The organism is Mesorhizobium sp. L103C105A0, from assembly GCF_000502215.1.
In the GTDB taxonomy this organism is placed as follows: domain Bacteria; phylum Pseudomonadota; class Alphaproteobacteria; order Rhizobiales; family Rhizobiaceae; genus Mesorhizobium.
The window spans coordinates 1-13,025 of record NZ_AYXF01000018.1 but is presented as its reverse complement, the minus strand read 5'-3'; the positions used below and the strand labels follow the sequence as shown (position 1 = coordinate 13,025).

General features: G+C 63.3%; 14 protein-coding genes and 2 pseudogenes. 11 read left to right on the top strand and 5 right to left on the bottom strand.

Annotation, left to right across the window (positions count from 1 at the left end):
* Positions 1–60: 60 nt before the first annotated feature.
* The 3 genes from X727_RS137255 to X727_RS137265 all read right to left on the bottom strand — a co-directional run bounded on the left by X727_RS137255 (position 61) and on the right by X727_RS137265 (position 1,498).
* Complete coding sequence (locus X727_RS137255; protein WP_023673564.1) at positions 61–318, bottom strand: hypothetical protein; 258 nt, start codon at positions 316–318, stop codon at positions 61–63.
* Positions 319–645: 327 nt separating this feature from the next.
* Positions 646–1,023 carry a TIGR02301 family protein gene (locus X727_RS137260; protein WP_023687302.1) on the bottom strand — a complete coding sequence of 126 codons (378 nt, stop codon included), beginning with the start codon at positions 1,021–1,023 and terminating at the stop codon, positions 646–648.
* A 67-nt stretch (positions 1,024–1,090) separates the two neighbouring features.
* The gene (locus tag X727_RS137265; RefSeq protein ID WP_023753097.1) at positions 1,091–1,498 is read right to left on the bottom strand and encodes an NUDIX hydrolase; all 408 of its coding nucleotides are present in this window, start codon (positions 1,496–1,498) and stop codon (positions 1,091–1,093) included.
* Between the two features lie 125 nt (positions 1,499–1,623).
* Here X727_RS137265 and X727_RS01000000165165 point away from each other — a divergent pair.
* Positions 1,624–2,383 (top strand): annotated as a pseudogene (locus tag X727_RS01000000165165) (SOS response-associated peptidase).
* A 138-nt stretch (positions 2,384–2,521) separates the two neighbouring features.
* Here X727_RS01000000165165 and X727_RS1000000167205 read toward each other — a convergent pair.
* Positions 2,522–2,677: a hypothetical protein gene (locus X727_RS1000000167205; protein WP_023673568.1), complete on the bottom strand. Its 156-nt coding sequence runs from the start codon at positions 2,675–2,677 to the stop codon at positions 2,522–2,524.
* 390 nt (positions 2,678–3,067) lie between these two features.
* Between X727_RS1000000167205 and cysS the strand changes: the two genes are divergently transcribed.
* The 9 genes and pseudogenes from cysS to X727_RS137305 all read left to right on the top strand — a co-directional run bounded on the left by cysS (position 3,068) and on the right by X727_RS137305 (position 11,016).
* A complete protein-coding gene (gene cysS / locus X727_RS137270) occupies positions 3,068–4,501 on the top strand; it encodes a cysteine--tRNA ligase (protein ID WP_023709771.1) in 1,434 nt (477 codons plus the stop codon).
* Between the two features lie 178 nt (positions 4,502–4,679).
* Positions 4,680–5,084 carry a DUF559 domain-containing protein gene (locus X727_RS137275; RefSeq protein WP_023709770.1) on the top strand — a complete coding sequence of 135 codons (405 nt, stop codon included), beginning with the start codon at positions 4,680–4,682 and terminating at the stop codon, positions 5,082–5,084.
* Positions 5,081–5,467 carry a VOC family protein gene (locus tag X727_RS137280; protein WP_023673572.1) on the top strand — a complete coding sequence of 129 codons (387 nt, stop codon included), beginning with the start codon at positions 5,081–5,083 and terminating at the stop codon, positions 5,465–5,467. Before X727_RS137275 ends, X727_RS137280 begins: the two co-directional genes overlap by 4 nt.
* 22 nt (positions 5,468–5,489) lie before the next feature.
* On the top strand, positions 5,490–5,996 hold the full coding sequence (locus tag X727_RS137285; protein ID WP_023687308.1) for a GFA family protein: 507 nt from the start codon (positions 5,490–5,492) through the stop codon (positions 5,994–5,996).
* Positions 5,993–6,469, top strand: a complete 477-nt coding sequence (locus X727_RS137290) for a GFA family protein (RefSeq protein ID WP_023687309.1) — start codon at positions 5,993–5,995, stop codon at positions 6,467–6,469. Before X727_RS137285 ends, X727_RS137290 begins: the two co-directional genes overlap by 4 nt.
* 8 nt (positions 6,470–6,477) lie before the next feature.
* On the top strand, positions 6,478–7,434 hold the full coding sequence (gene pip, locus X727_RS137295; RefSeq protein WP_023743783.1) for a prolyl aminopeptidase: 957 nt from the start codon (positions 6,478–6,480) through the stop codon (positions 7,432–7,434).
* A gap of 187 nt (positions 7,435–7,621) precedes the next feature.
* A pseudogene (gene cimA / locus X727_RS01000000165160) lies at positions 7,622–9,249 on the top strand (citramalate synthase).
* Between the two features lie 139 nt (positions 9,250–9,388).
* The gene (gene rarD, locus X727_RS137300; RefSeq protein WP_023743784.1) at positions 9,389–10,318 is read left to right on the top strand and encodes an EamA family transporter RarD; all 930 of its coding nucleotides are present in this window, start codon (positions 9,389–9,391) and stop codon (positions 10,316–10,318) included.
* 11 nt (positions 10,319–10,329) lie between these two features.
* A complete protein-coding gene (locus X727_RS137305) occupies positions 10,330–11,016 on the top strand; it encodes a glutathione S-transferase family protein (protein WP_023743785.1) in 687 nt (228 codons plus the stop codon).
* A 31-nt stretch (positions 11,017–11,047) separates the two neighbouring features.
* Here X727_RS137305 and X727_RS137310 read toward each other — a convergent pair whose 3' ends face one another.
* Positions 11,048–11,659, bottom strand: coding sequence for a TIGR00730 family Rossman fold protein (locus tag X727_RS137310; RefSeq protein WP_023673582.1), 612 nt, complete (start codon positions 11,657–11,659; stop codon positions 11,048–11,050).
* A gap of 124 nt (positions 11,660–11,783) precedes the next feature.
* On the opposite strand from X727_RS137310, the gene X727_RS137315 reads away from it, so the two are divergent.
* On the top strand, positions 11,784–13,025 hold a 1,242-nt coding region (locus tag X727_RS137315), incomplete at its 3' end, for a LysM peptidoglycan-binding domain-containing protein (RefSeq protein ID WP_031204772.1).

Sequence of the window (13,025 nt, the reverse complement as noted above, 5' to 3'; positions counted from 1 at the left end):
CGACTCGCCGTCGTCAAAGAACCGGTAAGCTGGCAGTGCACCCTCTGAGACGCGCGACGCCTAGTGCCGAAACCGCTCCGGCTCGAAGGCGCCGGCGATCACCTTTTCACGCATGCGATCGAGCAGGGCAAGGGCCGAGGTTTCGCCATTGGCTCGCAGCATCTCGCCGAACGCGGTTTCAAGCGCTGCCTCGGCGATGATTTCAGGTTCTATGCCGGCCGACAGACCTTCCGCCCAGGCCTCGCTATGGCTTTCCACCGCGGTCAGGCGCTTTTCTTCCCTGACCAGCGCGTCGATGTCGTTGACGCCATGTTCCATTTGCGATGTCCACCTTTTCAAGCGGCGGTCCGACGGGTCGGATCCGGCTTGGGCTGCCCCTATCTCACGCAGGCTAAGTAAGTATCTGTAAATACGACATTTTTTTGATCATCTTTACAAACTTCGTCGCCTGCGTTCGGTCCGATTCAAACTTAGCCGATTAGACCGGTGAGCGGGATGAAAACCTTCAGTTTGAGTTAATTCCGCATTCGCGCGCTAACGTTTCGTTAATACTGTTGCGCAAGCGCAACACCAAGATTGCATCAACGTGCCGTGGATACAAGGCGGGTGCTCGAAAAGGCGTGGCTAAACGCCGTCTGGCGCTCGTCAGTTGCCGTAACGCGAGGCGATGTCGCGCGACAGCGTCTCGCCTTCCTTCATGTAGCGGCTGATGGCTTCGGTCGCTGACGGCGTGCATTGGGTATAGGTGCCGCCGAAGGAACGGTAGCCGCGGTTGAAGCTGGCGATGAAGCGGGCGCGCCGCTCGGGATCGGGATTTTCTGAATCGATCAGCTTTTCCATCTCGGTGCGCCACTGGTCGCCCTTTTCGCCGCACAGATTGCGCAGGAAATGCAGCGATCCCAGCACCTCGGCCAGTCGCATCAGCCCGGGCTCGAACGGCGACTCGGCGGCCAGCGCCGGCTGCACGCCAACAGCCGTGGCGGCGGCGATGCATGCGGCAAGGAACAGCGAGGTGCGGGTCATAAGTCTATCTGGCGAAACATTTTGTCGCCTGCAAGGCGATTCTCGGAGCGGCAGATATGGGCCTGCTTCAGGCCAAAAGCTCTTCAGCCACCTCCATGACGTCACCCGCGAGCGGCAGCGTCGCCATTTCATCAAGACTATAGAAGGCGGCGGTCTCGGCATCGTCGCTGGCCGTCGCTTCGCCGCCGGCATAAACGGCGCCGAACACGGTCAGCAGATAGTCGACCGGGTGATTCTCGCCGCTGCCGTCGATGTGGATGTCGCGAAGCGGACGATAGTCCTGCGCCCGCAGCCCGGTTTCCTCCAGCAATTCGCGCGACGCTGCTTCTTGCAGCGTCTCGCCGGGCTCGACCTTGCCGCCGGGAAAGGCATAAAGCCCCTGCGACGGCGGCCGCGCCCGTTTGACCAGCAGCACCGTCCTGCCGCGCACGACGGCGACCGAGACTGCGGGAAGTGTCTTGCGCTGCTCGTTCATCGATCTCGTTTCGCCTATGTGAGGCCAAACCCTTGTGGACCGGCTGGCAGCGAGCAGCTTTAGCGGTTGCGCAGCGCCGGTTCCATCGCCACGTTCGCGATCGGATCAATTCATCGAGCTTTCCCATGTGCGGACGCTTTGCCCTGACGGCCACGCCGGACCAGACCGCCGCCTTGTTCGGCCTGGCGGAGCTGGAGGATTTTCCGGCCCGCTACAACATCGCGCCGACGCAGCCGGTGCTAATGGCGCTGTCGGGGCCGCCGCGCATGCCGGGCTCGAATTTCCCGGATCGCCAGGCGATGCTGGTGCGCTGGGGGCTGGTCCCCACCTGGGTCAAGGACACCAGGAAATTTCCGCTGCTCATCAACGCGCGTTCGGAAGGCGCTATTGAAAAAGCCTCGTTCAAAGCCGCCATGCGCCATCGCCGTGCCTTGGTGCCGGCCTCCGGCTTCTATGAGTGGCAGCAATCCGGCAGCGGCAAGAAGGGCCAGCCCTACTGGATACGGCCGAGGCATGGCGGGTTGATCGCCTTTGCCGGGCTGATCGAAACCTATGCCGAGCCGGGCGGTTCGGAAATGGACACCGGCGCTATTCTTACCGTCAACGCCAATGCCGGCATCGCCCATATCCATGACCGGATGCCGGTGGTGATCGCGCCTGAAGATTTTGCCCGGCTGGCTGGACTGCCGCACGCTCGAACCGCGCGATGTGGCCGACCTGCTCAAGCCCGCGCTGCCCGATTTCTTCGAGGCAATTCCGGTCTCCGACCTCGTCAACAAGGTCGCCAACATCGGGCCGGAGATACAGGACATGGGCATCGTCGAGCCCGGCAAGGTCAGGCGCCAGAAGCCCGGCGCGGACGACAGTCAGATGACGCTGTTTTAGAGCGCGCTCCCAAGAAGCCAGGTCCGGTCTTCGGGAAGAACCTGCTCAATAGGAAGAGCTGTTGTTTTCAGGCGCGCTATGGGCGCCTCAGCCTTCCGTTCCGGCGCACGCCTTGTCGGCGGCCGGCACGATGCCTGTTCAGGCAGCGCGGGGCGAAGTGATTTTCGGCGCCGGCTTTTTATTCTTCGCGGTATGGAGAAGGGCGGCGACGATCGCGGCCGGGCCGATCGCACGGTAGTGGTTGGCGAGCGCCGGTTGCTTGGCGCGGCTCGATTCCTGCTTGGTTCGTGACATCGATCTCTTCCCTGGTAACATTTCCGTGTCTGCGTTTGCCGGCCGAATCTGACCGAATCGTGACCTATGGTGGACTAGCCGGCGAATGTTTCATGACTGTGCCGACATGTTTAATAAAATGTTTCAGCGGCTCCTGACCTATGATCCAGCGACGCTTTTGCCGGAAGTTGCGACTTGACGGCAACACCGGCCAAGGCGATAAAGCCGCCGATGAAAACGTTTTTCGCCATTTGTGGCATTTGCATTATTGGCTAGCTTCGCGCTGGTCCGGACGTTTTCGCCTCATCTTTCCCCAGAGTGGACAAACGCCCCGGCCAGCAGGCTGGAGCCCGATTTGTGCCTTGGCACAGGTAGGCTCCATCCAGAACTTAACGGACCGGAAGGGCACGCATGTCTGACGCATCGAAGGGTCTCAGCCTCTACAACACGCTAACGCGGACGAAGGACGTGTTCGTCCCGATCGACCCGTCGAATGTGCGCATGTATGTCTGCGGTCCGACCGTCTACGACTTTGCCCATATCGGCAATGCGCGTCCGGCGATCGTCTTCGACGTGCTGTTCCGTTTGCTGCGTCACCTCTACGGCGAGGCTGGTGTCACGTATGTGCGCAACATCACAGATGTCGACGACAAGATTAACGCCCGCGCGCTGCGCGATTTCGGCGCCGAGATCGCGTCGGGAAACCTGACGCTCAACGAGGCGATCCGCCGCGTCACCGAAAAGACCGCCGACCAGTACCACAAGGATGTCGCCGCACTCGGTTGCTTGCCGCCTACGGTCGAGCCGCGCGCCACCGAGTTCGTTGCGCGCCGCGCCGACGGCAAGGTTGACATGATCACCCTCATCGAACGTTTGATCGAACGCGGCCACGCCTATGTCGCCGCCGGCGAAGTGCTGTTCGACACCGCCTCGATGCCGGATTATGGCGAGCTGTCGAAGCGCAATCTCGACGAACAGCAGGCCGGTGCGCGAATTGCCGTCGACGCTCACAAGAAGAACCCGGGCGATTTCGTGCTGTGGAAATTGTCGTCACCGGAAGAGCCCGGCTGGGACAGCCCGTGGGGCAGGGGCCGTCCGGGCTGGCACATCGAATGCTCGGCCATGTCGGCCGCCTATCTCGGCGATGTCTTCGACATTCATGGCGGCGGCCTCGATTTGATCTTCCCGCACCATGAGAACGAGATCGCCCAGTCGCGTTGCGCCCACGGCACCGACGTCATGGCCAATGTCTGGATGCACAACGGCTTCCTGCAGGTCGAGGGCCAGAAAATGTCGAAGAGCGTCGGCAATTTCTACGCGATCGCCGAACTGCTGGAGACCGAAACTTTCGGCGGCCGCAAATGGCCGGGCGAGGTGCTGCGTCTGGCGATGCTGATGACGCATTACCGCGAGCCGATCGATTTCTCCGTGCGCAAGCTGGAGGAAGCCGAGAACACGCTGCGCAAATGGAAACGCGCGGCTGACCTGGCGCCGTCGGCAGGGCAAGTCCCGGCGGAGATTGTGGCGGCGCTGTCGGACGACCTCGCCACCTATGCCGCCTTCCAGCAGCTCACGCAGCTTGCCGGTGAGGCCGCGGAGGGCAACGAAGCGGCCGCATCGCTGAAGGCATCGCTGTTGTTCCTCGGCTTCGATATCGGCGCGGCCGCCGTGGATGAGGACAGCGTTGCCAAGTCGATCGCGCAGCGCCTGGAGTTCATCGCCGCCAAAAACTGGGCCGAAGCTGACCGCATCCGCGACGAGCTTCTGGAGCAAGGCGTGCAGCTGAAGGACGGCAAGGATCCTGTCACCAACGAACGCGTGACGACGTGGGAGGTGAAGCGGTGAGGGTGGCGCTAGGCACCCACCTCTGTCCTGCCGGACATCTCCCCCTCAAGGGGGGAGATTGGACGGCGCGTCGGCTTTCGCCAATCGCCGACGTTCAAGGGTTGGAGCCGTCATTGAAACTGCTGATCTCCCCCCCTGAGGGGGAGATGTCCGGTAGGACAGAGGGGGGTGCCTCGCGATGAACCATTATCGCGTATCTCCCATCAATCGCGGCAACGCGCGCAAGATGCGCAAAGCCATGACAGAGGCAGAACTAAAAATCTGGAATGAGATACGCGCCCACCGGCTCATGGGACTGGCCTTCCGGCGCCAGATGCCGATCGCCGGTTACATCGTCGATTTCGCCTGCCCTATCAAAAAGCTGATCGTCGAGTTGGACGGTTCTCAGCACGCTCAGGCCGAAGCATCAGCATCTGACGCCGCGCGAACCGCCAAGCTGGAAGCGCTGGGCTGGACCATCCTGCGCTTCTGGAAGGACGACGTCATCCGCGATATCGACAATGCCTGCCAGCACATCGTCATCGGGGCCGGCTTGGCCGGCGCCGACGTGCCGGCGCCAGCAAGGGAGGAGCTTGTTTCATGATCGACCATCTCGGCATCAATGTCGCCGACTTCGACGCGTCGAAAGCCTTTTATGACCAGGCGATAGCGCCGCTTGGCGCCTCGCTGATCTACATGGTGCCACTGGAATATACCGGCGGCGCCAAGGTCGGTGGCTATGGCCGCGACCGGCCGGTGTTCTGGCTGCAGGCCAGCGATGACAAGCCGAGGACCCATCAGCACGTCGCCTTCACCGCGCGCAGCCGCGCCGAGGTCGACGCCTTCCATGCCGCGGCGCTCGCCGCCGGCGGCAAGGACAATGGCGGGCCGGGGCTGCGCCCGCATTATCACCCGGACTATTACGGCGCCTTCGTCTTGGATCCCGACGGCAACAATGTCGAGGCCGTCTGCCATGCGCCCGAATGACTATGAAACGGAGTGAGACGCCATGAGCCTCGACAACCGGCCGATCTACACCGGTGGCTGCCAGTGCGGCGCGGTGCGCTTTCGCGTCGAGGGTGCGCTGGGTGACGCCTCGATCTGCCATTGCCGCATGTGCCAGAAGGCGTTCGGCTCATTTTACGCGCCCCTGGTCTCGGTGCGTGGCGCCAAACTCGACTGGACGCGCGGCGAACCGAAATATTTCGCCTCGTCCAGCCATGTCGATCGCGGCTTTTGCGCCAATTGCGGCACGCCGCTGACCTTTACCGCGCCCGACGGCATCGGCCTCGCCATCGGCGCCTTCGACAATCCGGCTGATATCGTGCCGCTGATCCAGTGGGGCACGGAGGCAAAACTTCCCTATGTCGATACCATCCCGCAATTGCCGGGCGAGGACACTATGGCCGACATGTCGTCGGCGCCTTATCTCGCCGAGCTCGTCTCCTACCAGCATCCCGACCATGACACCGAACAATGGGACACCGAACACCGGCCGCCAGAGGGAAAATCATGACTGATGAAGTTCGAACCGGCGGCTGCCAGTGCGGTGCCGTGCGTTTCCGCATCAAGGGCAAGCTCGGCCGGGCGTCCATCTGCCATTGCCGCATGTGCCAGAAACAGTTCGGTTCGTTTTTCGGCGCGCTGGTGACAGTGCCCAAGGATGGCGTCGAATGGATGCGCGAAGAGCCCACCTATTTCCAGTCGTCGGTCAACATCGATCGCGGCTTCTGTGCCCGCTGCGGTACACCGCTGACCTATCGCCAACCTGGCGCACTGGAGATCGCCATCGGCGCCTTCGACGACCGCTCCGATCTGGCGCCGCAGATCCAGGTCAACTACGCGGTCCGATTGCCTTGGGTGGAAACGATCTTTGACCAGCCCATGCATCAGGATCCGGATTTCTACTCCCGCCAGGAGCAGATCATCTCCTTCCAGCATCCCGACCACGAAACCACGGACTGGCCCGCGCACGGCCTGAAGATATGAGCAATGGAATGAACAGTGAACTTCGTACTCTTTATCCAGAGATCGAGGCGTTCGAGTCCGGCATGCTCGATGTCGGCGACGGCCATCATATCTACTGGGAGCGCTCCGGAACCAGGGGCGCCAAGCCGGCCGTTTTCCTGCATGGCGGTCCCGGCGGCGGCTTCTCGCCAAAACATCGGCAATTGTTCGACCCGAAGCTTTACGACGTCATCCTGTTCGACCAGCGCGGCTGCGGGAAATCGACACCCAACGCCTCGCTCGAGGCCAACACCACCTGGCACCTGGTTGCCGACATCGAGCGGCTGCGTGAGATGTGCGGCTTCGAAAAATGGCTGGTGTTCGGCGGCTCGTGGGGCTCGACGCTGGCGCTGGCCTATGCCGAGACGCATCCTAATCGCGTCAGCGAGCTTGTCGTGCGCGGCATCTACACGCTGACCCGCGCCGAACTCGAATGGTACTATCAGTTCGGCGTCTCCGAGATGTTCCCCGACAAATGGGAGCGTTTCCTGGCGCCAATTCCTGAAGCCGAGCGCGGCGACATGATGGCCGCTTACCGCAGGCGGTTGGTCGGCGCCGATGGCAAGGCGCAGCTGGAAGCCGCCCTTGCCTGGAGCCTGTGGGAAGGTGAGACGATCACGCTGCTACCGGAGCCGGAGACCAGCGACAAGTTCGGCGAGGACGACTTCGCCATCGCCTTTGCCCGCATCGAGAACCACTATTTCGTCCACGCCGGCTGGCTGGAGGAGGGGCAGCTTCTGCGCGATGCCCATAAGCTCGCGGATATTCCCGGCACAATCGTCCACGGCCGCTACGACATGCCGTGCCCGGCGCGCTATGCCTGGGCCCTGCACAAGGCCTGGCCGAAGGCGGATTTCCACCTCATCGAAGGCGCCGGCCATTCCTATTCGGAGCCGGGGATTCTGGATCGGCTGATACGCGCGACGGATGGGTTTGCGGGGAAATGACAGCGCGTGGCACCCCCCTCTGTCCTGCCGGACATCTCCCCCTCAAGGGGGGAGATTGGCTGTCATCGGCGCTTTCGCAAATCTCCGTCGCTGCAGGAAACGATCCGACGCTAAAGCTGCCGATCTTCCCCCTTGAGGGGGAAATGGCCGGCAGGCCAGAGGGGGGTGCTCGCGCGCCAACAGAACAATGACCAAACAACGCCTCTATCTCTTCGACACAACCCTCCGCGATGGCCAGCAGACGCCGGGCATCGACTTTTCCGTCGAGGACAAGATCGCGATTGCCAAGCTGCTCGATGAGTTCGGCATGGACTATGTCGAAGGCGGCTATCCCGGCGCCAATCCGACCGACACCGCCTTCTTCCGGCAGAAGCGCACGGCGAAGGCAAAGTTCGTCGCCTTCGGCATGACCAAGCGGGCAGGCGTGTCGGCATCCAACGACCCGGGCCTGGCAGCGCTCGTGCAGTCCAAGTCCGACGCCATCTGCTTCGTCGCCAAGAGCTGGGACTATCATGTCCGCGTCGCGCTCGGCTGCACCAATGAGGAAAACCTCGACTCGATCAACGCGTCGGTCGAAGCAGCTGTTGCCGCCGGCAAGGAAGCGATGGTCGATTGCGAGCATTTCTTCGACGGCTTCAAGGCCAATCCGGACTACGCACTGGCCTGCGCCAGGACCGCCTATGATGCCGGCGCGCGCTGGGTGGTGTTGTGCGACACCAATGGTGGCACGCAGCCCTCGGAAGTGCGCGCCATCGTCGACAAGGTCATTGTTTCAGGTATTCCGGGCGGCCATCTCGGCATCCATGCCCATGACGACACCGGCCAAGCGGTGGCCAATTCGCTCGCCGCCGTCGAGGCCGGCGTGCGCCAGATCCAGGGCACGCTGAACGGCATCGGCGAGCGCTGCGGCAACGCTAATCTGGTCTCGATCGTACCGACGCTGGCGCTGAAGCCGGCTTTCGCCGATCGCTTCGAAACTGGCATCTCGGCCGAGGCGCTGACCGGGATATCCCGGCTTTCCCGCGCCTTCGACGAATTGCTGAACCGCGCTCCGGAAGCGCAGGCGCCCTATGTCGGCGCCTCAGCCTTCGCCACNCCTTCGCCACCAAGGCCGGCATCCATGCCTCCGCACTGGCCAAGGAGCCGGCGACCTATGAACATGTACCGCCCGAGGCGGTAGGCAACCGCCGCCGCGTTATGGTTTCGGACCAGGGCGGCAAGGCCAATTTCCTCGCCGAGCTGAAGCGGCGCGGCATCGATGTGCCCAGAGACGACCATCGTCTCGATGCGCTGATCTCGGTGGTCAAGGAGCGCGAGGCCGAGGGCTACGCCTATGAGGGCGCCGATGCCTCCTTCGAGCTGTTGGCGCGCAAAATGCTGCACGGCCTGCCGGAGTTCTTCAACGTCACTTCGTTCCGCTGCATGGTCGAGCGCCGCTTCGATGCCAACGGCCAGTTGAAGACGGTCTCCGAAGCCATCGTCAAGGTGATGGTCGAGGGCGAGGAGAAGATGTCGGTGGCCGAAGGCCACGGCCCGGTCAACGCGCTCGACATCGCGTTGCGCAAGGACCTCGGCAAATTCCAGAGCGAGATCGCCGACATGGAGCTCGCCGATTTCAAGGTGCGTATCCTCAATGGCGGCACCGAGGCGATCACTCGCGTCCTGATCGAATCGCATGACGGCACCGGCGCACGCTGGTGGACGGTCGGCGTGTCGGAAAACATAATCGACGCCTCCTTCCAGGCGCTGATGGATTCGATCGTCTACAAGCTGATGAAGAACCGCGACATGGCGGGATTGGTGGCGGCGGAGTAGGGTTGCAAGACGTGGGTTTCCTCGCCCCCCGAAGTGGGGCGAGGAACTGGCGCCGCCCCTTGAGCCATCAGCGGAAGTCCATTGATCCATCATAATTTTGCGATGGTTTTGGATGGCCCACTGGGCCATAGCGTTTGCCATGGCCAGCGACACGATCCAGCCCGACGCCGACTCCAAAGCCCGCAACGGCTTTCTCCTCGCGCTCGGCGCTTATCTGCTATGGGGGCTGTTGCCCTTCTACATGAAGGCGGTTGCGCATCTGCCGCTGATCGAGGTGATCGCCCACCGCATCGTCTGGTCGGTGCCGATTGCTGCTGCAGTGCTGGTCTGGGCCGGTCGGACCGCCGATTTCAAGGGGGCAATCCGCTCACCACGCAGCATCGCCATGGCGGCGTTGACGGCGACCCTGATCTCCGTCAATTGGGCCATCTATGTCTGGGCGATCTCGGTCGACCGCACCGTCGAGACCGCGCTCGGATACTACATCAACCCATTAGTTAGCATCGTCGTCGGCGCGTTGTTGCTCGGCGAGAAGCTCGACCGGCTGCAGATCGCGGCCGTGTTGCTGGCGGCGGTCGCAGTTGCCGTTCTGACCGTCGATGCCGGCAAATTGCCTTGGGTGTCGTTGGCGCTGGCGTTTTCCTTCGCTGCCTATGGGTTCTTCCGCAAGACGCTGCCGATCGGCCCGAGCCAGGGCTTTCTGCTCGAAGTGCTTTTGCTGTCGGTGCCGGCGCTTGCCTACATCGTCTTCCTGGTCGTCAACGGCCAGGACCATTTCATCTCCAGCAACGGCACCGATATGGCTTTGCTCATCGGCTGCGGGCCAGTCACCTCGGTGCCGCTGCTTCTGTTCGCCTTCGGCGCCAAGCTTCTGCGCCTCTCCACCATCGGCATCATGCAGTACATCGCACCGACCATGGTGTTCCTGATCGCCGTGCTGATTTTCGACGAGCCGTTCGGCACCACGCAAGCAATTGCCTTTGCGCTGATCTGGGCGGCATTGGCGATGTATTCCTGGTCGATGTTTCGTGGCCGTGAAATCCGCCCGGTGGCGTTGGCCCCGAAGTAGGGAGCCTTTCGATGTACGTGCTGCATATCGCCAACAAGAACTATTCGTCATGGTCGCTGCGGCCATGGGTGCTGATGCGCACCCTCGACATTCCGTTCGAGGAGCAATTGACGCCGTTTCCGACCGGGCCCAGTTTCGATCTCTACCGGGCGTTCTCGCCCAGCGGGCGCGTGCCTTGCCTGGTGGATGACGGCTGGGCTGTCTGGGATTCGCTGGCTATTGCCGAGTATCTCGCCGAGCGCCACCATGGCGTGTGGCCTGCCGAGGCCAAGGCGCGAGCTTGGGCGCGCTCGGCCGCCGCCGAAATGCATTCTGGTTTCACGGCCTTGCGCGGCGCATGCCCGATGAATTGCGGCTTGCGGGTAAAACCGTTGCCGATGTCGGACGCGCTGAAGCAGGATCTGTTCCGTTTGGGCGATCTCTGGAACGATGGCCTTGCCCTGTTCGGCGGGCCGTTCCTTGCCGGCGGCCATTTTTCCGCCGTCGACGCCTTCTTTGCTCCGGTGGCGTTCCGTGTGCTATCCTATGGGCTGTCTTTCGAAGGGGCAGCTGCAGCCTATCCCCCGCAATTGCTTGGCCTGCCGGCCATGCAGGACTGGTATGCGGCGGGTCTCGCCGAGACCTGGCGGGAGCCGGACCATGAGGCGGAGGTCGCTGCCGCCGGCACCATCGTCGAGGATCTTCGCGCTACGGCGTGATGGGCAGCGGGGCCTCTCTCACTAGTCACTATCACATTTTATCAATCACCGACTGCACGCCTTCCGTCGGCGCATCGACCGACGACCCCGCCACCATGATGGCGGCGACGATGGCCTCGGGGTCTTCGACCACCAGCGGCTTGACCCGTTGCGCGGTGTGGATGAAGCCTTCGCTGGCCATATGGTCGAGCAGCGCCAGCATCGGATCCCAGAATCCTTGAACGTTGGCGAAGACGATCGGCTTGCGGTGATGGCCGAGCTGGCCCCAGGTCATGATCTCGACGATTTCCTCGACCGTGCCGATGCCGCCGGGCAGCGCCACAAAGGCGTCGGATTTCTCGAACATCTTGTGCTTGCGCTCGTGCATGTTGTCGGTGATCAGCAACTCGTCGAGCCGGTCAAGCGCGGTTTCGGTCGCCTCCTTGTTGATGAGGAAGCGCGGAATGATGCCCGTTACCTTGCCGCCGGCCTTGAGCGCGCCTTCGGCGACTGCGCCCATAATGCCTTTGGTGCCGCCGCCATAGACCAGCCGCAGGCCGGCTTTGGCGAGCGAGCGGCCAAGCAGGTGCCCGGCCTTGGCATAGATTTCATCGCGGCCCGGAGACGAGCCGCAATAGACGCAGACGGATCGAATCGTGTTCATTCGTGATTGGTGATTGGGTCTGAATGCGGGGTCAAGCCCCAAGGCTGACAAGCCCGGGCTTTTTCTTGTCGGTGCCGGCAAAACACGCTAGACCGGCTTCAGGTGGCTAAGGGGTAGGGGAAATATGGCTGTTAATCCATTGAAGGCGTTTCTGTTCGCGGCCGGTGGGACCGTCGCGGTCGTCGGAACCGCCTATGTATCGGGCGCACTCGACCCGTATCTGAATCCCACGCCGCCTGCGGCGATTGCATCGCTGACGCCGCCGGCTGAAAAGCTGGCCGATCCGGGGACCGAGGGAAGGCTGCCGCCGGCGCCCGCCGCGCCCACCGATGCCAAGGCTCCCGCAGCACCCGCGCCTGCCGACGCAACGGCTCCCGCGACCGAAGCTGCGGCTCCGGCGGCACCTGCCGCGCCCGCTGCTGCCCCAACAACCCCAGCGCCGGCCGCGGCCGGCCCGGTTGCGCCGAGCTTCGACGTCGTGCGCGTCGAAAGCAACGGCTCGATCGTCGTTGCCGGCAATGCTGCGCCCAATTCGAAGATCGAGATCCTCAACGGCTCCTCGGTGCTTGGCTCGACTGTCGCCGGTCCGGACGGCGCCTTCGTCATCGTTCTCGATGATCCGCTGAAGCCCGGCGACTATACGATTGCGTTGCGCGCGACGGCCGGCGATGTGGTTACCCCTTCCGTGCAGACCGCCGTCGTTTCGGTTCCCAAGGACGCCGCCGGCCAGGTGCTGGCGATGGTCGAGGAACCCGGCAAGCCGGCCGAGCTGCTTAGCGTCCCGGCGCCTGAGACCAAGCCCGCGGCACCGGCCGCCGGCGATCAGGCCGCTGCCCCAGCCTCTGAGGCGCCTGCTACGGCTGGGCCTGCCGTGGCCGCTGAAACAGCACCTGCTGCTCCGGCTGTGGAAGCCGCAACTGCCCCTGCAGCGCCAGCAGTACCTGCAGCGCCGCCGGCGGCAGGCGTGGCTGCACCCAAGATCGTCGTCGAGGCGGTCGAGATCGACGGCAACAAGATCTTCGTCGCCGGTCTGGCTGACGCCGGCCGCAAGGTGCGCGCTTATGCCAACGATATCCTGCTTGGTGATGCGGTGACCTCGCCCGACGGTCATTTCCTGGTCGAGGCGACGCGCGACATCCCGGTCGGCAGCTACACCATCCATGTCGACGGTCTCGACGCCGACGGCGTGAAGGTCGTGGCCCGCGCCGCCGTGCCGTTCGAGCGCGAACCCGGCGAAGCGATCGCCGCCGTGGCGCCCGCGGAGGCCAAGCCCACCGAGACCAAGCCCGCCGAAGCAAAGCCTGCTGAGCCGGCCGCACCGGCTGCTGCCGAAGCACCGGCCGCTCCGAAGCCTGCGGCGCCAGCC

Coding starts and splice junctions, on each gene's coding strand:
- X727_RS1000000167205 (WP_023673568.1), bottom strand. CDS start 2,677: ATGTCACGAACCAAGCAGGAATCGAGCCGCGCCAAGCAACCGGCGCTC.
- X727_RS137265 (WP_023753097.1), bottom strand. CDS start 1,498: ATGAACGAGCAGCGCAAGACACTTCCCGCAGTCTCGGTCGCCGTCGTG.
- X727_RS137310 (WP_023673582.1), bottom strand. CDS start 11,659: ATGAACACGATTCGATCCGTCTGCGTCTATTGCGGCTCGTCTCCGGGC.
- X727_RS137290 (WP_023687309.1), top strand. CDS start 5,993: ATGACTGATGAAGTTCGAACCGGCGGCTGCCAGTGCGGTGCCGTGCGT.
- cysS (WP_023709771.1), top strand. CDS start 3,068: ATGTCTGACGCATCGAAGGGTCTCAGCCTCTACAACACGCTAACGCGG.
- X727_RS137280 (WP_023673572.1), top strand. CDS start 5,081: ATGATCGACCATCTCGGCATCAATGTCGCCGACTTCGACGCGTCGAAA.
- X727_RS137255 (WP_023673564.1), bottom strand. CDS start 318: ATGGAACATGGCGTCAACGACATCGACGCGCTGGTCAGGGAAGAAAAG.
- X727_RS137285 (WP_023687308.1), top strand. CDS start 5,490: ATGAGCCTCGACAACCGGCCGATCTACACCGGTGGCTGCCAGTGCGGC.
- X727_RS137260 (WP_023687302.1), bottom strand. CDS start 1,023: ATGACCCGCACCTCGCTGTTCCTTGCCGCATGCATCGCCGCCGCCACG.
- pip (WP_023743783.1), top strand. CDS start 6,478: ATGAACAGTGAACTTCGTACTCTTTATCCAGAGATCGAGGCGTTCGAG.
- X727_RS137305 (WP_023743785.1), top strand. CDS start 10,330: ATGTACGTGCTGCATATCGCCAACAAGAACTATTCGTCATGGTCGCTG.
- X727_RS137275 (WP_023709770.1), top strand. CDS start 4,680: ATGAACCATTATCGCGTATCTCCCATCAATCGCGGCAACGCGCGCAAG.
- rarD (WP_023743784.1), top strand. CDS start 9,389: ATGGCCAGCGACACGATCCAGCCCGACGCCGACTCCAAAGCCCGCAAC.